The sequence below is a fragment of the Cardinium endosymbiont of Philonthus spinipes genome (genome assembly GCF_964030745.1).
Lineage (GTDB): Bacteria > Bacteroidota > Bacteroidia > Cytophagales > Amoebophilaceae > Cardinium.
In genome coordinates this window covers 896,798-921,655 of the sequence record NZ_OZ034918.1, presented here as the reverse complement: position 1 = coordinate 921,655, position 24,858 = coordinate 896,798, and the positions used below count along the sequence as shown (strand labels likewise).

The following is a 24,858-nucleotide window of genomic DNA, read 5'->3' as shown; positions in this document are numbered from 1 at the left end:
GGCGCTTGGTCAAGCGCCAGGTGGAATATGATGTGGGCCGTTTATGCCACTACTATGTCAGGCATCAATCCTTGTGTGCATCAGGAAACATGGTAAAATCGTGGAAGCTTCCCCCACGCCCATCCTTTGGTTTTTCTTCTCCCCACAATCTCTTCTTCAACCATGTCAGCCTAGATAGGAATCCTCCCCCTTTCTTTGGTGACGTTTCAGTAGGCTGCTGGTGCTGGTTGTTTGTTTTATACCCATCCTCTATATTGTTGCCTTCAGTACCATCTCCTTGGTTGTTAGCCATATTGGGCTGCTGATCAATTGGCAACTGATTGGTTTTTGGGGATATACCTGTAGGTGTAGCTGGCTGGTGTGGTACTACTCCTACTGACGGTGATGCTGCTGGTTGTAATGATACCCCTCCTACTAATTGCAACGCTGCTGATGTTTCTGGATTTGTCTGGTTAGACAGCACATTTTTTGAAGTAGAATTTTTAGAGCATTGTGATTTTGGGTTAGTTGATCTTTTTTTATAGTATACTTTAGGTATAATTGCACTGGTCTGCGTAGTAGATTTTGATTTTAACGGCTTTACCGCTCCGCATGCATCTGATGCTGACAGCAGTATAAGTAGTAAAACCATTGGCGCTTTAGTAGATATGGACATAATAACATAAATTTAGATCGGTTAAGTTAACAGAATGTATATGCACCCAGTAACGCACTATTTCTGCTGCTATTTGGATAGAAGACCCCCTGTTTGTGCTCAAAAAAGCAATAGCAGGCTCTATTAGGTAATCCTAGCCAGTTATGTAAAAATGGATGATTGCGTTACTGAAATAGGCTCAGATAATGGGCAATGGCTACCCATTATGTTTATTTTGTCTTGAAAAAGTAACATAGGCTTTTTGTTTTTTGTTTTTTTATAAATTTATCGTTTGCACGCATCATAAAAGGGTAGTTACCTAAATGAGCGGCTGGAGACCACTTCTACTGGTGGCAACGCTGTTGCTTGCGCGTTTGCTAACCTTAATGGGATTGCTCCATACCTAATGGTAATAAAAAAAATATATTGTTGCAATGTTTTTTAATATTAATTGTGCTGCATGCTTTTTTTTGCTATTTAATGCTCTACTACTGCTCCATCCATAGACCTACGTGGCTACAATTTATATTTTGGTTATGTCTATTATATGCGCTTTATGCTATCTACTTTCTTTGTTGCCGCTTTGGCTATTATACTGTATGGCAAACTTATGCTATATAGTACTCTACTACTTAATAGGTTATAGAAACAAAGTGGTAGTGCAAAACTTAATCCATGCTTTTGCCCACCAAACGCCCCAAAAACGCCAAGAAATAGCAAAAAGCTTTTACCAGCATCTATGTGACTTGCTAGTAGAGCATATAAAAGCTTTAACCATATCTCCGAGGCTGCTGTTGCAGCAAGTTACCATTAAGGATATAGAAAGTATAGAAAAGTTTTACCGGAAAGGACAATCGATTATACTGGTTGCTGGCCATTTTGGCAATTGGGAGTGGATTGCAGATGCGCTTGCATTGCAAACATCCTATACAATAACTGCAGGTTATCAACCTTTACACCATAAAGAGATAGACCGCATTGTGCTCCATTTAAGAACGCGTTTTCAACGAAAAGCCATCCCACTGACTGCCCTATTCAAGCATATAAAAAGTCACAAAGGGGCCCCTGAGGCTACCACACTCTTAATAGACCAAGCCCCATTGCATAGTGGACATGGCTACGCCACCACCTTTTTAACGCAACCAACAACTATTGGAGTAACCGCTGCCAAGCTGGCTCAGCAATGCAACCAACCTATTTTTTACATCCACATAGAGCGCATCAAACGGGGCAAATACCAAGCAAAACCGATATTACTAGCAGAAAAGCCTACCCAACTATCGATTCAAGAAATCGCAGCAGGCTATACCAGGAGGCTAGAAGCAAATATTCTAGAAAATCCAGCCTTTTGGCTTTGGTCACATAGAAGGTGGAAATAGGCATAAAAAGAATAAATTACCCCCATACAATAGTAGACCTTCTGCAAAAGCTATTTGTGATCAGCAATTTTTAGGAGAAGCGCAGTCGAGCACCGCAGAATACTAGATGTATTTGAGGAGCATAGACAAGCTTCGACACCAAAATTGCCATTAGAAATAGGTTTTGCAGAAGGTCTAGTGTGAAGTTTGTATAACCGCATCAATTTATTTAAGATTAATTTTTTGATTACTGCAAGAAGTCTTGTAACTTTTGGCTTACAAACTTACTTACCTTAAGTGGTAGATAAGCATAAACTAAAGCATTAAAATAATATAGCCAGATTATTAAGTATGGAAATCAATATAAAATATTATGCAAGCAGCGCTTTACTCTACTTATCTATAGTAGGTTTAGCTGGAGAAGGATGCAAGTGTAAAGGAAAAACCACACCAAAAGCAGATATCAGTAAAGTCAAAAAATCTAATTACACCATCGATCAGGATAAGCAAGCACCAACACCAAGCCAAGTCTCAACAAAAAACCAAACAGGTCAATCTGATTTAGCACCTATAATCCCTGATAACCAAACGCCTGGTAGCCAACAGGCTACTCTGCCTGTTCAGAATCCCCCTAAAGCTACTGATACCACAACAGAAGATCTTAAAAAAGGAGCCTCTATTCCATCTGGATATCAGAACAAGCGGAATGTTGAAAAGACTAGCGAGGCTACTGAGGCTGTTAGTAGTACTGCTAAGCTCCTAACAAACACAGAATTACAAAAATGGTGTAGTGAGACTAAAAAAAAAATAGCGGAACGTAAAAAGGTGATAGCAGAAGAAGAGGTAAAGGGAATAGAAAACAAAGCAATTGATGCCAATCTATGGAAGACAATGCATAAACAATTTCAAGATTTAATCAAAGAATTAGACAGTTATGATAACTACATAGACAGGTTAAAAAAAACTGGTATAATAGAATCTTATTTACCATTGTTAGACGAAAAAATAGATGATATAATCAGCAAGACATTACCAGAAATCCCTATACCAGAGGAAAGAAAAAACTAAAAGTTTAGCAAAAAACATAAAAATAAGCGATAGCCAACACGCACTAATTGCATCATGCTACTAAGTATACATTACAGTAATGTTTTTGCTTAACTTTAATAGCAGCAGCTAAAGCTGCCCTCTATACAAGCCGTATGCCAAATCTAAGCAATCAAAAGGATTGGCCAGCGCACCATTTTGGCTGACCATATTAGTGTAATGGATACCATTAAATCTATAGTAAAACTATGTTTGTGCTTAACGTTTTTAATAGCAGCTGCATGCAAAAACATTAAGAAATACAACTTGCCCCGCCCACCCATTCTAAACGGTCAGGAATATATTCAGGATCATATAACAATTTCATCAAGAGGTAGGTTGGCATGTATTGGATCAAACAATACCATCATTAGTGAAACAGCCATAACTGATCAAGCAACGCAGCGCAACAAAGGTATACCTACTCAACAAAGGAAAGAGCAGGCAAACAAGAATAATAACGATGAAGGCGCAACTGACCCAAAAACTCAATACAACCAAGAGCAAGAGATAAAGGATGTAGATAAGAACAAGCCAAACCAACAGCATACAACAACACTAGAAAAGGAAGGAGGTGAAGAAGAAGTAAAACAGATAGAGCATGCGAACAAGACAGCGCAAAGGATAGAAACAACGCAGGATATAGCAAAAAAGGGAAACACAGAGAACAAGAACAAGGACAGGAACAAGAACAAGGACAGGAACAAGAACAAGAACAAGAACAGGAACAAGGACAAGAACAGGAACAAGAACAAGGACAAACAGAAACAGAAACAGAAACAGAAACAAAAACCAACGCAAAAAGGACCTGATGTAGTATTTGTTACACCTAGTGTAGAAACTGATAGTCAACTACAGGAATGTAAAAAATTAGTAGAACAAACAATAGGTACGATAAAAAAATTAGAAATCAAGTTCAAAGAAAAAGAAATAAGTAGTATCATAGAACAACTACAAAACTCAACGAAGTCTAATAAGGTGCAAAGAAGGGTCGAGTGCATAGAAAAACATGAAAAATCTTTACAAACTCAAAAAAAAGAGGCGCTAGAGCTAGGAAAAGAAATAAAAGAGCTAGGAAAAGAAATAAAAAAACCAGAGAATCAGATAAAATTACAACCAACATTAAATTCAATAGCAGAAGCATTAAAGACCAAGGCATTAAACCAATCTAGAGATATAAAAAAAACAGAAGAAGCTATAACACAAGCAATAACCAATGTAACAGCAGCAGCGAAAGAAATCAAAAATAAGAAAGCAAGAGAACAAGAAGAAAATGAACTATATGATATGTACCCAAGCAAGCGAGCTAACAATAAAAAGAATCCTAAGAGTATGATGAGTAAGGGTAAGGGTAAGGTGTAGTAGTTGATATTTAATCTGACATTTATTAATTTGTGTTGATATAAATACCGACTACTATTATGAATTTACATCAAAAAATCATCAAGCCGAAAGTAGGCTTATTGGAGCTAGCAAAAACGTTGGGGAACATTTCATCGGCGTGTAAAACTATGGGTTATAGTAGAGATAGCTATTATCGCTTCAAAGCCTTGTATGAAACAGGCGGTCAAGAGGCTTTACAAGAGATAAGCCGTAGGAAGCCGATTATGGCTAATAGAGTAGATCCTAGTATAGAAAAAGCAGTAGTAGATATGGCGATAGATTATCCAGCCTATGGCCAGCTTAGAGTATCTAATGAACTAAAGCAACAAGGTATCCTGGTCTCTCCTGGCGGTGTCAGGTCTATCTGGTTACGTAATGACTTAAATAATATAAAAAAACGTCTTAAAGCCTTAGAAGCTAAAATGGCTCAAGATGGCCTTGTTTTAACGGAATCTCAGCTATCCGCATTAGAAAAACGTAAGCATGAACAAGAAGCATGTGGAGAAATAGATACAGAACACCCTGGTTATTTAGGCTGTCAAGATACTTATTACGTTGGTAACTTTAAAGGGATAGGTAAGGTTTATACGCAAGTATTTATAGATAGTTATTCTCGGGTAGCTCATGCAAAACTCTATACTGATAAGACAGCCTTGACAGCTGCTGATATGTTAAATGATAGAGTATTGCCTTGGTATCAAGAACAAAGCATACCCCTCTTGCGCATTCTAACAGATCGTGGTACTGAGTATAAAGGTAAAATAGAGCATCATGCCTTTGAGTTGTTTTTAAGCATAGAAGGCATAGAACATACTGTTACTAAAGCCTATTCACCGCAAACCAACGGGTTCTGTGAGCGGTTTAATAAAACGATGAAACAGGAATTCTTTGATACAGCTATGCGTAAGAAGATCTATACAGACCTGGATGTCTTGAAACAAGATTTAGATAGCTGGTTACATTATTATAATCATGAGCGACCACATTCTGGAAAGTACTGTTACGGTAAAACGCCTATACAAACTTGGGAAGATAGTAAAAAACTAGCCTTTGAAAAAAATAATCAAATCGCGTATCTTAAGAGCATACCTGACAAACTAAACTTAACTGACATCTATACAGTCTAATTTTTACTGCCTGTCAGATTAAATATCAACTACTACAAGATCAAGTGGTAGATGTTACCCTACTAAATCCCTATAACCCAAAAAATTTTAGAACAGATAAACTTTCTATATTAGATATAAAAGCAGTAGGAGAAACAGGCAAAAGGTTTAATATAGAGATCCAAATCACAGATGAATCAGATTATGATAAGCGTGCCTTATATTACTGGGCTAAGCTGTATACAGAACAGTTAAAAACTGGAGCAGGATATGATACCCTTAATAAAGCAATAGGGATTCATATATTGAACTTTACTTCTATTGTCGGTGCAGATAAGTATCATAATGTATTTCATATAAAAGAAAAAGAGAGTGGGCTGCCTTATTTTACCGATTTAGAATTGCATACCATAGAGCTGATTAAATTCAGCAACGATCCCAATGAAGATCTAAAAACCTTATTGGCAAAGGTAAAAAATGGATTAGACATTTGGACTGCTTTTCTTACCCGCAACGACCTACTCAACAAAGATAACTTACCTCAACCCTTGAATAACGACAGCCTAAAAAAGGCATTGCATGTTTTAGAGACGATGAACTTTACCGATGAGGAAAGGATGGCTTATGAAGATCACTTGAAATGGCTCAGAATAGAAGCCAATACAATAGAGAAAGCTGAAAAGAAAGCGCGACTAGCAGGAAAGCTAGAGGGAAAACTAGAAGAAAAACTGGAAATTGCTAAAGCTATGCTAAAAGAAAGAGACTCAGTAGAAAAGATTATACGTATTACTGGCTTATCCATTAAGCAGATAGCACAACTAAAATAGAGTTCTGTCTCTGAACCATACCCAATCTAAACGATCAAAAGATAAAAGGATGATATGGAATATTTTTGTAAGTTTGCAAAGGAAAGATTGGCCAATTTCTTAAAATTGGCCAATGACATGCTATAGTCTGACCTTCTAACGAAGGTCTATGTAGATTCAGCCATAGCAATAAACATTTAGAGCAAAAAGCTTTAAAAATCAAAAAAAATAAGAATTTACCAACCAAGCGCCTTGACCAATAATATTTAGTGCAATGCATACCACGAAATTTATACTAAAAATATATTTTTGCTTTACTTTCTTAATAGCAGGCGCATGTGACAATGAGATCAGACCCAAAATGGAATTACCCGAGCCCCGTCCAGAAAATCAGAAAAAAAATAGCAACCGATCTGTAAACATTACATCAAAGGGTACGGTTGTATGCGTGGGGCAGTACAATACCATTGAGGTCAACCAAACTGATGAAGCAATACAGACCAACAAAAGCATAAAAGCTCCAGATGATAGCACACCAGATAATAAAAAAAATACACCAGCTGATGAGCACACATCTATAACCATCACCTTAGACAATCCTGATGGAATTACAGTGATAGGATCTAATAATACCATCATACAGAGACCTGTTCCGCAACCAGTAACTAAAGACAACAACGACGAGGAAAAAAAGGAAGACGAAGAAGACAAGGAAGACGAGAAAGATGCCAACCAAGCGTAAACATTTAATCGTTATAGTTGGCCCAACCGCTATAGGAAAGACTGCGCTTTCCATTCAACTGGCTGAAACACTGCAAACAGAGATTCTATCAGCTGATTCCAGACAATTTTATCGTGACCTAGTAATTGGCAGCGCACAACCTACTCAAGCTGAAATGAAAGGCATCCCCCACCATTTTTTAGCCTTCTTGCCCATTCAAGCAACCTACACAGCTGGTAGATTTGCTCAAGAAGCCTTACAGAAGCTTGACACGCTGTTTACCCATCAAGATATAGTAATCGCAACGGGTGGCTCCGGACTTTATCTAAAGGCACTTTGCGAAGGATTAGCTGAAATCCCCCCCCTATCTCCTAGCCTACGCGCCACTCTAAACACCCATTTGGCCGAAAAAGGGCTCCCCTACCTGACCCAGCTGCTGGCAGAAAAAGACCCCAATTACTATAACATAGTAGACCTGCACAATCCCAACAGAGTCATCAGAGCATTAGAAGTCTGCCTAGGTACAGGACAACCCTATTCTACGCTACGCAAACCAGCCAAAGCAATCAGACCATTTAACATCATTACCATAGGCCTTGCCCAAGACAACCCACTGCTACACAAACGGATTGACCTGCGTGTCGATGCTATGATGGAACAAGGATTGCTGCAAGAAGCTGAAAAATTATATCCCTACAAAACAACCAATGCCTTACAAACATTGGGCTATAAAGAATTATTTGGCTACATGGATGGCGCATATAGTTTAACAACCGCAATCAACCATATCAAAACCCACACCAAACAGTATGCAAAAAAACAAATGACTTGGTTTAAAAAAGATAAAAATATAAGCTGGTTTGGGCCATATGACTTGCCACAAGTACAAAGCCATATTAACCAGATCATAGGCTCATGGCAACCACCTGCTACTTTAGCACCAAAACCAAATAGCCCCCTTTCGAAACTCAACCTCTAGACGACTTTAGACCAAAATCCAAGTATAGATTTGGTTAATACAGTATTTTGTACTACCTTTCCAAAAAACTACCTGTGTAGAAGCCAGGATATACTTTACCCGCCATATTACCTATGTTAGATCAAAAAGAATTTGAAAAATTTGCAGTAAAAAACGGTTATGCAACTGGTTTACAAGTTCATAACTATATATCAGATGTTGAAAACATGACACGCTCGGTCATTGAGCAACGGTCTGCCCACTTTAGAGAAGTGGATGTCTTCTCCAGACTGATCATGGACAGAATCATTTTTCTGGGCACACAAGTGGATGACAATATTGCCAATATTATCATTGCACAGTTGCTCTTTTTGCAGTCTGTTGATGCTAAAAAAGATATCTTGCTCTACATCAACAGTCCAGGAGGGTCTGTATACCCTGGTTTAGGTATTTATGATACCATGCAATATATTTCGCCTGATGTAGCCACCATTTGCACAGGACTTGCCGCTTCTATGGCTGCTGTGCTATTGGCTGGAGGAGCTCCAAATAAACGCTCCTCCCTACCACATGCCAGAATTATGATTCACCAGCCACTAGGAGGCGCTAAAGGAACAGCTGCAGATATGGAAATTACCATACAGCAAATCATTGAAATTAAAAAAGATATTTATAATATTTTATCTAAGCATACCGGTCAGGATTATGCTTCTATAGAGCGCCACTCAGATAGGGATTATTGGATGCGCGCAAACGAGGCCAAAGAATATGGAGTCATTGACTCTGTCTTAGGGCAAGAGCAAAAACATTAATCATGCAATTATTACCATTATGAAAACACATTGTTCTTTTTGTAAAAAAGCTAGTGAGATAGTCAGCATGATGGTAACTGGTCCAGAGGGGCGTATTTGTGACCAATGTGTGACACAAGCTGCACAGATTATTCAACTCCAAAAGGAGGATAACGTTATCAATGATATCAAACCGGTTAATCTATTACGACCAAAGGAAATTAAAGCCTATCTAGATGAATATGTGATTGGGCAAGAAGAGGCTAAAAAAGCATTATCGATTGCTGTTTACAACCACTATAAACGTCTGGCCCACCCAGCAAGTATAGAAGATGACGTGGTGATTGAAAAGTCGAATATCTTGTTGGTTGGCGAAACAGGTACAGGTAAAACCTATTTGGTCCGTACTTTAGCACAGATGCTAGAGGTGCCCTTCTGTATTATAGATGCAACCGTTTTAACAGAAGCAGGTTATGTTGGGGAGGATGTGGAAAGTATTATCAGTCGTTTGTTGCATGCTGCTAATTATGAAGTAACTGCAGCTGAACGGGGGATTGTCTATGTAGATGAAATCGATAAAATTGCACGTAAAGGAGACAATCCATCCATTACCCGAGATGTAAGTGGTGAAGGGGTCCAGCAATCTTTACTAAAATTATTAGAGGGCTCTATTGTCAATGCGCCGCCACATGGTGGAAGAAAACATCCAGATCAGAAGTTAACAGCTGTTAATACAGAAAAGATTTTATTTATTTGCGGGGGTGCCTTTGATGGTATCTCCAGAACCATTAGCAATCGCATCAATTTTAATAGCATAGGGTTTGAATTTTGTGCAAAACGCAGTGCCAAAATAGAGGACAAAGATATGCTTAAGTATGTTTCTGCCTCAGATATAAAAGGATATGGGCTTATTCCTGAACTAGTAGGCCGTCTTCCGGTTATAAAAGGGTTGGAACCACTTACAAAGTCTGACCTGCGCCGCATTCTTACAGAACCTAAAAATGCATTGGTAAAGCAGTACACTAAGTTGTTCGCAATAGATGGCATTACCCTAACCTTTACAGAAGAAACGCTTGATTTTATTTCGGAACAAGCTATATCTCTAAAACTTGGTGCCAGGGGGCTCCGTTCTATCTGTGAAACCATTATGGGGGAGGCAATGTATACTGCTCCATCCCTAAAAGATCAACAAACATTGGTTATTGATAAGCAGTATGCATTAGAGCAACTCAGTAGAACACGATTGGAGCTGCTTAGACAAGCAGAAAAGCAGGGGCAAGGGGGTGCATTAAAAAAGATGGCGTAAAGGATAGGGCTAAAAGTAGGATATACATTCCTTTTTCATGCATAATTGTTTATCATCTCCCATTAGAGTAGGGGTATTTTTTGGCGGGCAGTCCAGAGAACGGGAAATCTCTTTTGCAGGCGGACGTACCGTTTACGACCACCTGGATCGGAAAATATTTGAACCAGTCCCTATTTTTGTAGATAGCCTGGGAAATTTTATCCTCCTTCATAAACAATACCTTTACCAGGGTACCATTCGAGAATTTTATCCAGCTACTCCTGAAGCCAGTTTTGGGGGAATTCCCCTTTACATAGAATCACTACCTATTCCCCTGAATTATGAAGCTGTAAAAATAGGAAAAAAAATAGAGCCTGCTGATTTTTCAAAATACTTCGATATGGCTTTTCTCTGCTTGCATGGCCCTTTCGGAGAAGATGGAACGATTCAAGGGCTACTAGAGTGGTACCAAGTGCCTTATACAGGATCTGATATATTACCCGCTGCACTGGGAATCCATAAAATATGTCAACACAAACTATTGAAAAATGCAGGTTTTGTAGCCCCCCCTTCTTGCATTTTAACACAAAAAGAATGGCTAAACAGGAAAGATACAGGCAAGCTACTAGATCAAATCATCGCTACCATTGGCCTGCCTTTTGTTGTGAAAAGCAGCAGGCAAGGCTCCTCTGTAGGGGTCACCATTGTGCACAACCGTGCACTGCATTCCTTTTCCACTGCTGTTGACAAAGCATTTTTTATCGAAACAATAGGCTATGAGCGCTGGAAAAGCTATACACCAGCTGGCAAAAAAGATTGGTTCAATAACCTTATAGATGTACGCGAAGGCATAGGATTTCCCTTATGGATAGAAGATCAACTGTTCTACACCCCTCACGACTTACTAGACCATATAGAAATTTATTTTCAAACAAAACAAGATGCAATTGTATTAATAAGTGCCCAAGCAGAAGAAGCCATCATTATAGAAGCCTTTATAGAAGGCCGGGAATTTTCTTGTATTGTATTAGAAGCAGAAAAAGGCAAACCCATTGCGCTGCCACCAACTGAAATCCTAAAAGGAAAACTGCATTTTGACTATAGAGCAAAATACCTGCCTGGTATTGTACGAAAACAAACCCCTATGGTATTGTCTGCCCCCCTGCTGGATGCCATTCGTAAAAAAGCAGCCACCTTGTTCCAACTACTGGAGTGTCAAGTATATGCCCGTATAGATGGTTTTATTACCAATGAAAATCAAATCATTTTAAACGATCCCAATACTACAGCCGGCATGAATCCCGCTTCCTTTTTATTCCATCAAGCAGCAGAAATTGGGCTACACCCCACCCAACTGCTCACCTTTATCATCAAACGTTCTCTTGAGGTAAGAAGAGATAAAGGATTCCTTATTGCCCATACCCTTCTAAAAAGAGTTGAAGCTGGCCTATAAATAAACCCCAAAACATTCATTAGGCCTCTTGCAAAACAGTAACGCAACCCGCTTGCAAAGTAGGTATGAATAGCTTAGATTGCTCATAAATAATTAGCCATTAGACTGCTTTCGAAACGCGCTTATGCTCAAGAATTTGTAGGAGACACGGAACGCAAAACCGCAGCGTACTAGATGTACGTGAGGCTTTAAGCACCGGATCCGGATCGACGTGCAAATTACCAGCAGAAGTAGCATTTCCAAAGAAGTCTTTGTAAAGCATCGATATGGCAACCGTTAATAAAGTAATCATTCTGGGCAATCTGGGTAAAGATCCAACCATACACCATTTAGAAAATGGGCGCATGCGGGTACAACTTACATTGGCTACACATGATAGCTATAAAACCAAAGAGGGTGAAAAAGTCAATCATACAGATTGGCACGAAGTAGTACTCTGGACCCCTCAGGCAGAAGTTGCAGCGCAATATTTAAGCAAAGGTGAACAAGTATACATAGAAGGAAAACTAAACCATAGGTTTTATACAGATAAAGATGGTCACCAAAAACATATTGTACAGATTATTGGGCAACAGTTGGTGTTATTGGGTGGCCATAAAGCCAAAAATGAAGGTGTCCATGTAATCAATCATACGCCACCAAACAGGCCATATGCAAAGGATGACATGAATGAGTTGCCACTATAAAACAACCAAGTGCAATTTTCAAGCGTGTAACCATCCATCTATTCTGTATTATTTACTTATATTTAGAGAGGTATTTCTTGTGTACACCTTGTTGTACACCGTTGGGCATACAAACAAAAAATATTTACAAACACTTCAAAACAACTACTTACGATGCAATATCCTGAATTTCAATTTTTGAGCAGCAAAGCCTCGCAAGCAGAACAGCGTTGTTATGCATTTGGTATCTTTGAAAAGAATGATACAACACCTGACACTACCCATCTGACTGGTGAGCCTTTGTATCATGACGTCTTGATGCCTTTGATAAAAGAATCTCAGTTTACTGGCAAACAAGGCACGACCGCTACGGCCAACTGTTTCCATACAGCAGGTAAAGTGATACTGGTAGGTCTAGGCAAACAAGAAGCCATTGATCAGGAAACCATTCGACAAGCAGCAGGCCTAGTTTATAGGACATGTGCCCAGTTACACAGTCCATCTGTAGTAATCCATTTTGCCACCCTATTAACCCAACAAAACCATTTAAAAGCTTTTGCAGAAGGCACCTTACTTGCTGCCTATTTAGATGAACGTTTTAAATCCAAAAAGGATACAACAATCACCCACCTTAAAAAGGTATACCTTTTAAATGCCATAGAGGATGACCAAACCATTCAACTAGCCCAACAAATTATAACAGGGGCCAATTTGGCAAGAGATTTGGTAAATGCTCCGGCCAACCATGTCACCCCTTCCATGTTGGCGGAAACGGCCACTGAATTGGCACAAAGGCACCATCTAACGCTCAATATCTTAGAAAAAGAGGATTGTGCACGATTGGGTATGGGGGCTTACCTTTCCGTTACACAAGGTTCTAGTCAGCCACCTAAATTTATTCATCTCTGTTATAAGCCAAAATCACCTAATCCTCCATCTGCCAAGATTGCGCTAATAGGAAAAGGCGTTACCTTCGATTCTGGTGGGCTCAACTTAAAAATAGGCAATGCTCAGATTGAGTTAATGAAATATGATATGGCAGGTGCAGCAGCGGTGCTTGGCGCAGCAGAAGCTATTGGCGCTATTAAGCCCAATAAAGAGATTCATTTTATTATTGCTGCGACAGAAAATATGATCAATGGGAACGCTACCAAGCCTGGTGATATCGTAACTGCTTCCAATGGAAAGACTATTGAAATAGACAATACAGATGCGGAAGGAAGGCTTACCCTGGCAGATGCATTGGTCTATGCAGAAAAGCTGGGTGTAGATGCCATTGTCGACCTAGCTACTTTAACAGGTGCAATGGTAGTTGCACTGGGCACGCGTATGGCCGGTATATTTGGCACCGATGCACAGCTGATCAATAGCTTGATGGCTGCTTCGCCAAGAACAGGAGAAAAAATTTGGCAAATGCCATTAGAGTCAGCTTATTTTGAGCATATGCATTCCATTGTTGCAGACATGCGCAATACAGGTAGCAAAAAAGGCGCTGGATCTATTACAGCTGCGCTATTCTTGCAACAATTTGTTGAAAAAACAGCTTGGGCCCATCTAGATATAGCTGGTGCAGTATGGACAGAAAAACCTTGGTCCTACTATAATGCAGGTGCCACAGGTTTTGGCGTACGCTTGCTAGTAGATTGGCTACTCAATAGTTGATTGGTTATCTTTTATTCAGCGGCATAGCACCGCTAAAAAAACGTACCTTATATCACTTTATTTATTTTTTATATCTATGCCCAGCGCCATCATATGGGATGTATCTCCAGAGCTATTTGCAAAAGGATTGTTAAAACTTCGTTGGTACAACTTACTCTTTGCTACCGGTGTATTGGGAGGCATTCCCATTTGGTATCGTATGTTTGCCCAAGCTGGTAAACCAAGAGAAGCAGCCGACCAAATCAAGGGGTATATTGTAATCAGCGTAATGGTTGGCGCTCGTTTGGGCCATGTTATTTTTTATGAATGGAGCTACTATAAAGATCACCTATTGGAAATATTTTTACCTGTTGTCTTTTCCCCTACCTTTAAAATAACTGGATTCAGCGGCTTGGCCAGTCATGGAGCGGGTATGGGAATAGTACTTGCTGTTTTCTTATATGCAAAACGGATTAAAATTTCCCTTTCTCCTCCCCGTATCTATTTTAAAAACCGTCGGTCCCCTGGAGAATTTATGTGGATCTTAGATCACTTATCTGTTCTATTTCCTTTAGGTGCCACACTGATTCGTATTGGTAATTTTATGAATTCTGAAATCATTGGCAAACCAACTGGGGGCAACTATGGTATCATATTTGTCAGAGAATTACACGAGGCTTTATGCACAAAATATGACACTACTATTCAGAATTTAACCATAGGCAAACCATCTACCGACCACAGAATAGCGACAAAAACCAATTACCAACCCATTGAACTGACTATTGATTTCAAAAAAGAGATGACAGATGAAATGAAGGTTAAAAAATTCCTTGAAAAAACTTTAAAAAACGATTTAATCCAAGAGTCCTACTTTAACAGCTCTCCTAAGATCTATGAAGCCTATGGAACGCCTTTATCCTACACCTTGGAAAAACAAAATGGAGGCTATCAGGCACGTATCCATACCTGGGGTATTCCAAGACACCCAGCACAACTTTATGAATCATTGTCCTACTTTTTGCTTTTCTTAATGCTACTTCTATGGTGGTACAAAAGAGGTCAAGCCATCGCACCTGGTCGAATTTTTGGCACACTTATATTAGCAGCCGCTTGCATTCGCTTTCTTTATGAATTCTATAAAGAAAATCAAGTTGAGTTTGAAGATACCATGTGGTTGAACATGGGCCAATTGCTTAGCTTGCCTTGGGCAATCGCAGGACTATTTTTTATCTTGCGACCAAGGGCTAAAGTGGCATCCAAGCAAAACCCTGTAACCTAAATAGGCTAAGGAAACAACCAAATAGCTTGTTTTTTGACTTGATTTATTGAAAATTTGTTTAAGTGTTTGTATATTAATGCAGGAAGCTAGGAAGACCCTGGCTCTATTAATGTCTACAACAAATCATAATCAATATTACGCCATTTGAAAAACACAATAAAAGAAGCCCATAACGTAAACGAGCGTATCACTGCATCAGAGGTACGTTTGGTTGGTGATAATGTCGTTTCCGGTGTGTATAGCATTCGTGAAGCTTTAGCCATTGCGGAAGCACAAGAGCTTGACTTGGTAGAAATTACCAAAGCCAGTGATTTTCCTGTATGTAAAGTAATGGATTATGCTAAGTTCAAGTATTTACAAAAACGAAAGCATAAGGAAATAAAAAATAATGCCCAAAAGATTGTTATAAAGGAAATTCGTTTTGGTCCTAATACCAGTGATCACGATTTTGACTTTAAATTAAAACATGCCATTAATTTTTTACAAGCTGGTGCTAAAGTTAAGGTTTGTGTTAAGTTTGTAGGCAGAGAGATTATGTTTAAAGAAAGGGGCGAGCTCATCTTGCTTAGATTTTCTCAAGGATTAGAAGCCTATGGAAGGGTGGAGCAACTACCTAAACTAGAAGGCAGAAAAATGAGCCTAACCATAGCGCCACTAACAGCTAAGAAGTAGGTCCATTTTAGATACAGCTGAGCATGCTGCAGTGCTCATAGGCTACTTCCCCTAAAAATGCGTACCACAAATCACTTTCGCAAGAGGGTATTGCTATTTGAATATTTTTCACTACATTTAGGTGGCTGTATAGGCCTATAATAGGCCAACAAACAGATTGGTTGCCTTGCCCTTGCTTTGAAAAGAAGGGCGAGCAAAGTATCAGCCAGCAAATGAGCTATTTGCGTTAGTTAAACCATTAAACATCCGTTATAACCTATGCCAAAAGTTAAAACACATTCTGGTTCAAAAAAAAGATTTCAAGTAACAGGTAGCGGTAAGATTAAGCGGAAGCATGCTTTTAAGAACCATTGCTTGGCAAAGAAAATTAAAAGTACAAAGCAAAAAAGGCATCTTACACACAGTGCACTGGTACATGAGACCAATGCGCCAACTATCCGCAAACTGCTAGCCATTTAATGGTTGCCTATCTCTACATTTGCCACGCAACTGTAATATTGATTTTTCTGTAGTTTTATACATACTATCAACCTATAAATTTAGAAGATAACCATGCCAAGGTCAGTTAATTCAGTAGCCTCCAAAGCACGCAAAAAGCGTGTATTAAAATTAGCAAAAGGTTACTGGGGCAAAAGAAAAAATGTTTGGACAGTAGCCAAGAATGCTGTTGAAAAAGGGCTCTTATATGCCTATAGAGACCGTAAAACAAAAAAAAGAAGCATAAGGGCGCTATGGATACAACGCATCAATGCAGCTGCTCGCTTACATGGAATGGCTTATGCTCAGTTTATGGGCAAGCTTAAGCAAAACAATATGGATATGGATCGAAAGGTATTAGCTGATTTGGCCATGAACCATCCAAGCGCATTTGAGGCCATTGTACAAAAGGTAGCGTAATGTATTTTACTTTTTTCTTGATAAAGGCAGTGTATCTGTTCAACGCTATGGCTATAGCAAACTGCCCCAACTTTTTGCCGAGGGCTTGATTTTTTGTCCACTTTCTTATCAAGAAAAAAGAGTGGGATACAATCCATTATTTACCAGTGATGTGAACAGATAGGGATTATATGATTGACAAATTAAAATCCATCAAGGAGCGGTTTCACGAGGTAGAGGCAGCTATCCATCAGCCAGATGCGGTACTTGACATCAAGGCCTATGCCGCACTCAATAAGGAATACAGCAAGCTATCTAAAATTGTTGACTTATACAACCACTATGAGCTTGTATTAGCAAATATAACAGAAGCGAAAGAGGTATTAAATATTGAAAAAGAAGAGGGCTTCCGTGAAATTGCCAAACAAGAGCTAGCATCTGCTTTAGATAAAAAATCCAACTTAGAAGCTCAATTGCGCGATGCACTTACACCAAGCGATCCCAATGACAGCAGAAACATTGTTTTAGAGATTCGGGCTGGTATTGGTGGAGACGAAGCAGCCATTTTTACCGGAGATCTTTTTCGTATGTACAAGCGTTTTGCAGAAAAAATGAAATGGGATTTTTCTGTTGTATATACGATAGAAGGTACTGCTGGGGGCTGGAAAGAAATCGTCTGTACGGTAGCGGGTGAAGATGTATATGGTCTGATGAAATATGAATCTGGGGTACATCGTGTACAACGGGTCCCTACTACTGAAACACAAGGCCGTATACATACTTCAGCAGCCAGTGTAGTGGTGTTACCAGAAGCAGGAGATGTGGAAATCAACTTGGATTTAAATGATGTACGGAAAGATACTTTTTGCTCTTCTGGTCCAGGAGGACAGTCGGTAAACACAACCTATTCAGCTGTACGGCTTACCCACATACCCACTGGGCTAGTTGTATCCTGCCAAGATGGGAAATCGCAAATTAAAAATTATGAAAAAGCCTTAAAGGTATTGCGTTCCCGCCTCTATGATATGGAAGTAAAAAAACAACAAGAAGCGATTGGTATGGAACGGAGATCTATGGTCAAACGGGGGGACAGAGGGGATAAGATTAGAACCTACAATTTTCCTCAAGCCCGTGCAACCGATCATCGGATTGGCTATACCGAACATAATTTAGCAGCTATATTAGATGGAGCTATATTGGACATGATCAAAGCGCTGCGTGTGGCAGATAATGCAGAAAAATTACAAGCAGGAACAGAGGAATAGCCTTTAGCCTAGCTATGGCTGGCCCCCTTATCTCCTTCGATAAAAAGTCTGGCCCGATAGTAAATAGCTGAATCGATATCTTTTTCAGCGGGAAAATCGTGAACTCAGCCCGCAAGCGGGCTTCAAACAGACGATTTTCTAATCCGCTGAAAAAGATATCACTCAAGTGTTAGTGTTTTACTAGAGCGCCATTTTTTTATCGAAGGAGACGCGAGGCTGATAATGATCAGAAAAGCTATTGTGGCCGCCGATAAAGGAATGCGGCGCTTCAGTAAAGCGGAAGTTTTTTATCGGTGGCCATAAGTGCTGCGTATACCAATACTCCATGTAAAAAATGCTGTTCTGCGTGAATAGATACAAGTAAGATTGTAATAATTTTTATTTTTGCTAAAAAATGAATAAATTTACAATTATACAGTTCATGTTGATCTCGTAGCTCAGCTGGTAGAGCATCTCCCTTTTAAGGAGAGGGTCCTGGGTTCGAGTCCCAGCGGGATCACACCACCAAGTAGTTTAGCCACTCTATAGCGTTTGGCGCTAGCCATGATATTCGCTTGCCCTTCCCTCCTACTGAATTGCTGCACTTTACAACCTCTTGGTAACACTAGCTAAAAACAAGAAAAATGGAATCAACCATATCCTTCCCACATATTCTGGGCCACTTTAATGACTTAGTAGCGGTTACAGCAGGCTACCCAGTAGCTGAAACAGCCAACTTGCCCATAACGGAATTAAGTATAGACAGCAGAAACAAAACCTTTACGCCATTTCCGCTTTTTTTTGCGATTATAGGGATTAACCATAATGGTCATGATTATATAATAGAGGCTTATCAGAAAGGCATACGCCAGTTTGTAGTCAACCACGCATATAATCATTCCATAATAGAAAAATACAACGATGTAAATATTCTAGCGGTAACTGACCCATTAGAAGCCTTACACCAATTCACTATTTTTTACCGATCAAAATATCAATTACCATTATTGAGCATTACAGGCAGCAATGGCAAAACGATTGTCAAGGAATGGATGCATGAATTATTATCCAGAAAGTACAAAACCGTTAGCAACCCACACAGTTATAATGCTCAAGTAGGCGTACCTCTTTCCATCAGTTTATTACAACCCAACCATGAATATGGCATTTTTGAAGCAGGCATTTCTCAACCCGGTGAAATGGAAAAATTGGCTCGACTCATACAACCCACCCATGGGCTATTTACTAATATCGGCCCTGCCCATAGCCAAGGCTTTCAAACCATAACGCAAAAGATCGAGGAGAAAATAAAATTGTTTGCAGGCTGTAGCACCATTTACTACTGCAAAGACCATCCCCTAGTAGACCAAGTCCTTAGAAAACGATATAAGAACGAACTGATAAACTGGTCTTTTAACAACCCAACAGCAGATTATTTGGTTAGATGCAAGCAGCTAACTGGCCAAACTAAGTTACAAATTACTAGATCAACCCAAAACCATAAGCGCGCCAACACCTTTATAGTCCCTTTTCGAGATAGTGCTTCCATAGAAAACATCACCCATTGCCTGGTCTACTTACTAGACAATGGGCTTGATCCAGCACTACTGCAACGTTCACTATTACAGCTTAAAGCCATACCGATGCGCATGACCCTTAAAGCTGGCATGAATCGCTGCCAGGTTATAGATGATACCTACACCAATGACATCGCCAGCTTAAGACTTGCATTAGATTTTATGCAACAACAACAGCCCACCAAACGAACGGTTATCCTATCTGATATGCTCCAATCTGCTACACCTGACCATCAACTTTATCAGGAACTAGCAGCACTATTGGCCAAACATGCGATCCATCGATTGATAGGTATTGGACCAGTTATCAGTCACCACAGCACACTATTTGAAATACCAGAAACTATATTTTTTAATAGTGTAGAGGCATTTATAGCAGCAAAGCCCTCCTTTAAAGATGAAACCATCTTAGTAAAAGGAGCACGCAGCTTTCGACTAGAACGGGTGGTGCAAACGATGGAAAAAAATAGCCATGGAACCATTTTAGAGATAGATATGCATGCCATTAGGCACAACCTCTCCTACTTTAGAAGCAAACTACAAGTAGGTACCAAAATCATGGCTATGGTCAAGGCCTCTACCTATGGAAGTGGTAGCAATAGTTTTGAGCTCGCTTCTGCACTACAGCGCCATGGTGTAGAATATCTCGGCGTTGCCTATATGGATGAAGGCATCCATTTACGCCAACAAGGGATTACCTTACCCATCATGGTAATGAACCCAACCGACGACCACTTTGATGCCATGCTAAGCCATCATTTAGAACCAGAAGTATACAGCCTGCCCTTATTAGATGAGCTGGCGTGTTTTATATCAGAAAAATCGATCCAATCTATACCCATTCACCTTAAACTAGAAACAGGTATGCACCGTTTGGGAATAGAAGAAACAGCACTAGACCAGCTCATAACGCAATTAAAACAAATACCTGCCCTACATATCGTAAGCATTTTTAGCCATTTAGCTGCTTCACAAGAAGACATGCATGATGCATATACGCTTTTGCAAGCCGATAGGTTTATAAAAATGACGCAATATATAGAACAGCAGCTCGCCATCAAACCTTTAAAACATCTTTTAAACACCAATGGCATACTACGTTTTCAGCAGTTTCAATTTGATATGGTGCGGCTAGGGATTGGGTTACATGGCGTAGGTGTTGATCAAACCATTCAGCCGTATCTCCTACCAGCTAGCACACTGAAGACGACCATCTCACAGATCAAATCGATTCAAAAAGGGGAAAGTATAGGATATGATCGAAAAGGGATAGCCCAGCAAGATATAACGATTGCGACCATACCAATAGGGTATGCAGATGGTTTAAGCAGATCATTTGGTTGTGGTAAAGGAAGGGTTATCATTCAAGGTCATGCATGTCCCATTATAGGAAATGTATGCATGGACATGGCTATGGTTGATGTGACCAATATAACCGCACAACGTGGCGATGAGGTGATTATCTTTAATGCAGTACACTCAATAGATGCACTAGCCGAACAGCTGGGTACGATTCCTTATGAGCTATTGACCCAAATCAGCCAAAGGGTGAAACGGATTTACTATACCTAACCATACTTTTTTTAGTGGAGCATGGGGAGCATCAGTTCCCTTATATAGCAAAATCTACGTATCTATTCATCACTGTGATTACGTTTTTCTGAAAAAGCAAATAGCTGGTATCTATTCACGTCACTGGTTAATAATGAATTGTATTCCACTTTTTTCTTGATAAAAAAGTGGACAAAAAATCAAGCCCTCGGCAAAAAGTTCCGGAAGCCACCCCTTACAGATGGAAAAACAGAAGTCGCCCGCTGCGCGGGCTTCAAAGGAATCTGTTTTTCCCAATCATCTGCAAGGGGTGGCTTCTATTTCGAAACTTTTTACAGAGGCATTTTATCACTATGGCCATAGTGTTGAACAGATACGAAAAAGCAAATAGCTGACCAAGTACCCCTCCCGCGTCTCCTTCGATAAAAAATGGCGCTCTAGTAAAACACTAACAGCTGAAAAATATATCGATTCAGCTATTTACTATCGGGCCAGACTTTTTATCGAAGGAGATAAGGCGGCCAGCCAAAGGCGTGAATAGATACGTAGCTTGCGCTTAGAACAATTCGAATGAATCATCTACCGCATTGGCTTTACTCGACCGAATGACAAATTGTTCCGGCCCCCCGGCAGCAGGAGGTATATCGATATCCATAAATTTCATATATCGGCCCATAAACTGCAAATGAACCTGATCTAATGCACCATTTCGGTGTTTGGCAACAATAACCTCTGCTAGACCTTGTGTAGGATTACCCGACTCATCCTCTGTTAAGCCATAATATTCTGGTCTATATAAGAATAAAACCAGATCTGCATCCTGTTCAATGGACCCTGACTCACGTAAATCAGATAACTGAGGTCGCTTACTGCCTCCACGTGTTTCCACCGCCCTGCTTAATTGAGAAAGTGCCACCACCGCAATGTCCAACTCTTTGGCAATGCTTTTAAGAGCGCGTGAAATCGAAGCAATCTCTTGCTCACGATTTCCACCTCCCTTACTCTGATCACCTGACATAAGCTGTAAGTAGTCGATAACGATGAGTTGAATATCATGTTTAGCCTTAAGCCTTCTACATTTGGTGCGCAATTCAAAAACAGAAAGAGCAGGTGTATCATCTACATAAATCGGTGCATTGGAGAGTGCAGCCGTCTTATGAAGCAATTGTTCCCATTCATGATCCATTAATTTGCCTTGCTTGATTTTTTCACCTGCTAACTCTGCTTCAGCTGATATCAGTCGATTGACCAACTGTAATGCACCCATCTCTAAGGAAAAAATAGCTACGGGTGTCTTATAATCTATGGCCGCATTGCGTAAAGCAGAGAGTACAAAAGCAGTTTTACCCATACCAGGCCTAGCTGCGATAATAATCAAGTCAAACTTTTGCCAACCAGAGGTAATGCGGTCTAAAGCGGTAAAACCACTTGGAATACCGGTAAGTCCATTGGCACGCGTACGACGATTGGATAAACTATCAAAAGCTTCTACCAATAAGGAACGCATCTCTAGGTAACTCTTACGAATGTGTCCATCAGATACTTCAAATAGTGCCTGCTCGGTACGATCCAACGTGTTAAAAACATCCATAGTAGGATCATAGGCATGCTTCTGAACCATAGTGGAAATTTCTATTAACTTTCTGCGCATAGCATATTCTAAAATAGCTCTGGCATGAAATTCAATATTGGCTGAAGAACTAATACGGGTGGTGAGGTAACTGACATAATAGCTTCCCCCTACTGCAGCCAATTTACCATCCTTGCGTAACTGATTGACTACTGTGAGCATATCTATAGGCTCTGAATCATTAAAGAGTTGTATGATCGCTCGATAAATTTCCTGATGGGCTTCTTTATAGAAACTTTCAGGCCGTAAGAGATCAACGACACTGACCAGTGCTTCTTTCTCCAACATCAATGCACCCAATACGCCCTCTTCTAGATCTAAGGCATGTGGAGGATATTTTGCATTTACAGCAAGCGCATCCGACATAGTAGATGGTTCCAAATTTTTTGCATACGTTTTCATACTACATCATACTTAAACTAGCCCAAAATCAGGCATAAGATGAGTGGTCCTCACTAAGTTTAGCTAGACCTCTTAGTTTCATAGTTTTAATCATATGCGCCAAGCCGCTGGCGCGTTGAAATCCGATCAACGATCGCATGCCCATTGCTTCTATAAAGTATAGTTCTGCCGCTACAACTGCTTGCACGGATTGACCAGAAAATACCTTTAACAACAAACTAATAAGCCCTTTTGTAATGGCTGTATTGCTATCGGCTTGAAAAAACAGTCGCTCTTGTATCAGCTGATCGGCTACCCATACCTTAGACATACAGCCTTGGACCAAATAGGGATCCGACCTATACAAGGGATCCATAGGGGCCAATGCATTCCCTAAATCAATCAGATAGTCCAACATAGCAACCCTATCACCAGATAAGCTGGTAAAGGCATCTATGATTTCATCTTGGTGCTGATCAATCGTTTTAAATGCTATTTTTACCATATGAACGGTTTCCTTTATCAATAATTTCTTGTAATGCTTCTAAAAATAGATCTATTTCTTCAATGGTATTATAAACGGCAAAAGAAATCCGTACTACACCTTCTATGCCAAATCTGTCCATAAGAGGCTGGGTACAACAGTGGCCTGTACGCACAGCAATCCCTTTGGCATCTAAAAATAACCCTACATCTAAGTGGTGCATATTGGCCACATTAAAAGCAATAATAGCTGCCTTATGGGTAGCGGTACCCACCAGTTGTACTGCTGGCATACGGGCCAAGCCGGCCAATGCATAAAGTAGTAAGCTTTCTTCATGGGCAGCTAGTTTGGAATGGCCTACGCTTGCCATAAACTTAAGTGCTTCTGCAAAAGAGACAATAGCAGCTAGCGGGGGGGTGCCTGCTTCAAATTTATAGGGGGGATCGTGATAGATGGTCTCTGTTAACGTAACTTGTTTGACCATGCCACCACCGGTTTGATAGGGAGGCATAGCTTCTAACCATTTTTTTTTACCATACAGAATGCCCAGTCCAGTAAGACCATACATTTTATGCGCAGAAAAAACAAAAAAGTCACAATCTAAATCGGTGACGTTAATGGGCATATGCGCTACTGCTTGTGCCCCATCGATGACTACAATGGCACCTTTTTCATGGGCTTGGTCTATAATGGATTTAATAGGATTAATGGTACCTAATGTATTAGACACATAAGTTAATGCAACCAGCTTCGTACGGGTTGTAAAAGAGAACTGACTAAGGTCCAACTGCCCCTTATCATCTACAGGTATCACTCTTAAAATGGCTTTTTGCTGCTTACAAAGCAGCTGCCAAGGAATAAGGTTGGCATGATGCTCCATTTCAGAGATGACCACTTCATCTCCTTCCCCTACTGCCATCGCGCCATAAGTGGCGGCGATTAAATTAATCCCTTCTGTAGTACCTGAAGTAAAAACAATAGTTTCTACCTCAGGGGCATGTATAAATTGTTGTACAGCCAAACGGGTTTCCTCTAAAGCTGTAGTAGAACGGGCAGACAGGGCATGGACACCACGATGGATGTTGGCATTATCTTGCTGATAAAAATGGTTTGCACGATCTATCACTGAAAGGGGCTTATGCACCGTAGCAGCATTGTCAAAATAGACTAAGGGTTGATTATAAACTTGTTGATTCAGAATAGGAAAAAAAGCCCTAATCTGGCCTATATCCAAAGGACGCGTAGCAAACATCAGAAGTAGTTGACTAGGTTAA

General features: G+C 40.0%; 22 protein-coding genes, 1 tRNA gene and 1 pseudogene. 20 read left to right on the top strand and 4 right to left on the bottom strand.

Features of this window, described 5'->3' with window-relative positions:
- Positions 1–64 precede the first annotated feature (64 nt).
- On the bottom strand, positions 65–463 hold the full coding sequence (locus tag AAHM81_RS03925; protein ID WP_342265201.1) for a hypothetical protein: 399 nt from the start codon (positions 461–463) through the stop codon (positions 65–67).
- 707 nt (positions 464–1,170) lie between these two features.
- Between AAHM81_RS03925 and AAHM81_RS03920 the strand changes: the two genes are divergently transcribed.
- From AAHM81_RS03920 to AAHM81_RS03825, 20 genes and pseudogenes are all read left to right on the top strand, one after another.
- A complete protein-coding gene (locus tag AAHM81_RS03920) occupies positions 1,171–2,013 on the top strand; it encodes a lysophospholipid acyltransferase family protein (RefSeq protein ID WP_342265200.1) in 843 nt (280 codons plus the stop codon).
- Between the two features lie 330 nt (positions 2,014–2,343).
- A complete protein-coding gene (locus AAHM81_RS03915; RefSeq protein ID WP_342265199.1) occupies positions 2,344–3,060 on the top strand; it encodes a hypothetical protein in 717 nt (238 codons plus the stop codon).
- A 231-nt stretch (positions 3,061–3,291) separates the two neighbouring features.
- Entirely contained in the window at positions 3,292–4,440 is a 1,149-nt protein-coding gene (locus AAHM81_RS03910; protein ID WP_342265198.1) for a hypothetical protein, read from the top strand.
- 59 nt (positions 4,441–4,499) lie between these two features.
- Positions 4,500–5,588, top strand: a complete 1,089-nt coding sequence (locus AAHM81_RS03905; RefSeq protein ID WP_342265051.1) for an IS481 family transposase — start codon at positions 4,500–4,502, stop codon at positions 5,586–5,588.
- A gap of 35 nt (positions 5,589–5,623) precedes the next feature.
- Positions 5,624–6,394: pseudogene (locus tag AAHM81_RS03900) on the top strand (Rpn family recombination-promoting nuclease/putative transposase); the annotation flags it as partial.
- A 340-nt stretch (positions 6,395–6,734) separates the two neighbouring features.
- Positions 6,735–7,115: a hypothetical protein gene (locus tag AAHM81_RS03895; RefSeq protein WP_342265196.1), complete on the top strand. Its 381-nt coding sequence runs from the start codon at positions 6,735–6,737 to the stop codon at positions 7,113–7,115.
- Positions 7,099–8,073, top strand: coding sequence for a tRNA (adenosine(37)-N6)-dimethylallyltransferase MiaA (gene miaA / locus AAHM81_RS03890; protein ID WP_342265195.1), 975 nt, complete (start codon positions 7,099–7,101; stop codon positions 8,071–8,073). Before AAHM81_RS03895 ends, miaA begins: the two co-directional genes overlap by 17 nt.
- 113 nt (positions 8,074–8,186) lie before the next feature.
- Positions 8,187–8,864, top strand: a complete 678-nt coding sequence (locus AAHM81_RS03885; protein WP_342265194.1) for an ATP-dependent Clp protease proteolytic subunit — start codon at positions 8,187–8,189, stop codon at positions 8,862–8,864.
- Positions 8,865–8,883: 19 nt separating this feature from the next.
- Positions 8,884–10,149: an ATP-dependent Clp protease ATP-binding subunit ClpX gene (clpX, locus tag AAHM81_RS03880; RefSeq protein ID WP_342265193.1), complete on the top strand. Its 1,266-nt coding sequence runs from the start codon at positions 8,884–8,886 to the stop codon at positions 10,147–10,149.
- 37 nt (positions 10,150–10,186) lie between these two features.
- Entirely contained in the window at positions 10,187–11,581 is a 1,395-nt protein-coding gene (locus AAHM81_RS03875) for a hypothetical protein (protein WP_342265192.1), read from the top strand.
- A gap of 266 nt (positions 11,582–11,847) precedes the next feature.
- Positions 11,848–12,267 carry a single-stranded DNA-binding protein gene (locus AAHM81_RS03870; RefSeq protein ID WP_342265191.1) on the top strand — a complete coding sequence of 140 codons (420 nt, stop codon included), beginning with the start codon at positions 11,848–11,850 and terminating at the stop codon, positions 12,265–12,267.
- Between the two features lie 153 nt (positions 12,268–12,420).
- Complete coding sequence (locus tag AAHM81_RS03865; RefSeq protein WP_342265190.1) at positions 12,421–13,908, top strand: leucyl aminopeptidase; 1,488 nt, start codon at positions 12,421–12,423, stop codon at positions 13,906–13,908.
- Positions 13,909–13,984: 76 nt separating this feature from the next.
- Entirely contained in the window at positions 13,985–15,169 is a 1,185-nt protein-coding gene (locus tag AAHM81_RS03860; protein ID WP_342265189.1) for a prolipoprotein diacylglyceryl transferase, read from the top strand.
- Positions 15,170–15,313: 144 nt separating this feature from the next.
- On the top strand, positions 15,314–15,841 hold the full coding sequence (gene infC, locus AAHM81_RS03855; RefSeq protein WP_342265188.1) for a translation initiation factor IF-3: 528 nt from the start codon (positions 15,314–15,316) through the stop codon (positions 15,839–15,841).
- A 258-nt stretch (positions 15,842–16,099) separates the two neighbouring features.
- Positions 16,100–16,300, top strand: a complete 201-nt coding sequence (gene rpmI / locus AAHM81_RS03850) for a 50S ribosomal protein L35 (protein ID WP_342265187.1) — start codon at positions 16,100–16,102, stop codon at positions 16,298–16,300.
- Positions 16,301–16,393: 93 nt separating this feature from the next.
- On the top strand, positions 16,394–16,738 hold the full coding sequence (gene rplT / locus AAHM81_RS03845; protein WP_342265186.1) for a 50S ribosomal protein L20: 345 nt from the start codon (positions 16,394–16,396) through the stop codon (positions 16,736–16,738).
- A gap of 170 nt (positions 16,739–16,908) precedes the next feature.
- The gene (gene prfA, locus AAHM81_RS03840; RefSeq protein ID WP_342265185.1) at positions 16,909–17,982 is read left to right on the top strand and encodes a peptide chain release factor 1; all 1,074 of its coding nucleotides are present in this window, start codon (positions 16,909–16,911) and stop codon (positions 17,980–17,982) included.
- Between the two features lie 426 nt (positions 17,983–18,408).
- Positions 18,409–18,481 (top strand) — tRNA-Lys (locus AAHM81_RS03835).
- Between the two features lie 124 nt (positions 18,482–18,605).
- Entirely contained in the window at positions 18,606–21,110 is a 2,505-nt protein-coding gene (locus tag AAHM81_RS03830; protein WP_342265184.1) for a bifunctional UDP-N-acetylmuramoyl-tripeptide:D-alanyl-D-alanine ligase/alanine racemase, read from the top strand.
- 220 nt (positions 21,111–21,330) lie between these two features.
- Complete coding sequence (locus AAHM81_RS03825; protein WP_342265183.1) at positions 21,331–21,480, top strand: hypothetical protein; 150 nt, start codon at positions 21,331–21,333, stop codon at positions 21,478–21,480.
- 165 nt (positions 21,481–21,645) lie between these two features.
- Here the strand turns inward: AAHM81_RS03825 and dnaB are convergent, their stop codons facing one another.
- From dnaB to AAHM81_RS03810, 3 genes are all read right to left on the bottom strand, one after another.
- Positions 21,646–23,085, bottom strand: coding sequence for a replicative DNA helicase (gene dnaB / locus AAHM81_RS03820; protein ID WP_425286268.1), 1,440 nt, complete (start codon positions 23,083–23,085; stop codon positions 21,646–21,648).
- Positions 23,086–23,149: 64 nt separating this feature from the next.
- Complete coding sequence (locus tag AAHM81_RS03815) at positions 23,150–23,605, bottom strand: SufE family protein (protein ID WP_342265181.1); 456 nt, start codon at positions 23,603–23,605, stop codon at positions 23,150–23,152.
- Positions 23,586–24,836 (bottom strand): SufS family cysteine desulfurase, encoded by a 1,251-nt coding sequence (locus AAHM81_RS03810; protein WP_342265180.1) that lies wholly within the window; start codon positions 24,834–24,836, stop codon positions 23,586–23,588. The genes AAHM81_RS03815 and AAHM81_RS03810 overlap by 20 nt, the downstream gene beginning before the upstream one ends.
- Positions 24,837–24,858 lie beyond the last annotated feature (22 nt).

Excerpts from the sequence above, each read along its gene's own strand:
- AAHM81_RS03920 (WP_342265200.1), top strand. The coding sequence starts at position 1,171 with ATGTCTATTATATGCGCTTTATGCTATCTACTTTCTTTGTTGCCGCTT.
- AAHM81_RS03915 (WP_342265199.1), top strand. The coding sequence starts at position 2,344 with ATGGAAATCAATATAAAATATTATGCAAGCAGCGCTTTACTCTACTTA.
- AAHM81_RS03905 (WP_342265051.1), top strand. The coding sequence starts at position 4,500 with ATGAATTTACATCAAAAAATCATCAAGCCGAAAGTAGGCTTATTGGAG.
- AAHM81_RS03895 (WP_342265196.1), top strand. The coding sequence starts at position 6,735 with ATGGAATTACCCGAGCCCCGTCCAGAAAATCAGAAAAAAAATAGCAAC.
- miaA (WP_342265195.1), top strand. The coding sequence starts at position 7,099 with ATGCCAACCAAGCGTAAACATTTAATCGTTATAGTTGGCCCAACCGCT.
- AAHM81_RS03885 (WP_342265194.1), top strand. The coding sequence starts at position 8,187 with ATGTTAGATCAAAAAGAATTTGAAAAATTTGCAGTAAAAAACGGTTAT.
- clpX (WP_342265193.1), top strand. The coding sequence starts at position 8,884 with ATGAAAACACATTGTTCTTTTTGTAAAAAAGCTAGTGAGATAGTCAGC.
- AAHM81_RS03875 (WP_342265192.1), top strand. The coding sequence starts at position 10,187 with ATGCATAATTGTTTATCATCTCCCATTAGAGTAGGGGTATTTTTTGGC.
- AAHM81_RS03870 (WP_342265191.1), top strand. The coding sequence starts at position 11,848 with ATGGCAACCGTTAATAAAGTAATCATTCTGGGCAATCTGGGTAAAGAT.
- AAHM81_RS03865 (WP_342265190.1), top strand. The coding sequence starts at position 12,421 with ATGCAATATCCTGAATTTCAATTTTTGAGCAGCAAAGCCTCGCAAGCA.
- AAHM81_RS03860 (WP_342265189.1), top strand. The coding sequence starts at position 13,985 with ATGCCCAGCGCCATCATATGGGATGTATCTCCAGAGCTATTTGCAAAA.
- rpmI (WP_342265187.1), top strand. The coding sequence starts at position 16,100 with ATGCCAAAAGTTAAAACACATTCTGGTTCAAAAAAAAGATTTCAAGTA.
- rplT (WP_342265186.1), top strand. The coding sequence starts at position 16,394 with ATGCCAAGGTCAGTTAATTCAGTAGCCTCCAAAGCACGCAAAAAGCGT.
- prfA (WP_342265185.1), top strand. The coding sequence starts at position 16,909 with ATGATTGACAAATTAAAATCCATCAAGGAGCGGTTTCACGAGGTAGAG.
- AAHM81_RS03830 (WP_342265184.1), top strand. The coding sequence starts at position 18,606 with ATGGAATCAACCATATCCTTCCCACATATTCTGGGCCACTTTAATGAC.
- AAHM81_RS03825 (WP_342265183.1), top strand. The coding sequence starts at position 21,331 with ATGGAAAAACAGAAGTCGCCCGCTGCGCGGGCTTCAAAGGAATCTGTT.
- dnaB (WP_425286268.1), bottom strand. The coding sequence starts at position 23,085 with ATGTCGGATGCGCTTGCTGTAAATGCAAAATATCCTCCACATGCCTTA.
- AAHM81_RS03815 (WP_342265181.1), bottom strand. The coding sequence starts at position 23,605 with ATGGTAAAAATAGCATTTAAAACGATTGATCAGCACCAAGATGAAATC.
- AAHM81_RS03810 (WP_342265180.1), bottom strand. The coding sequence starts at position 24,836 with ATGTTTGCTACGCGTCCTTTGGATATAGGCCAGATTAGGGCTTTTTTT.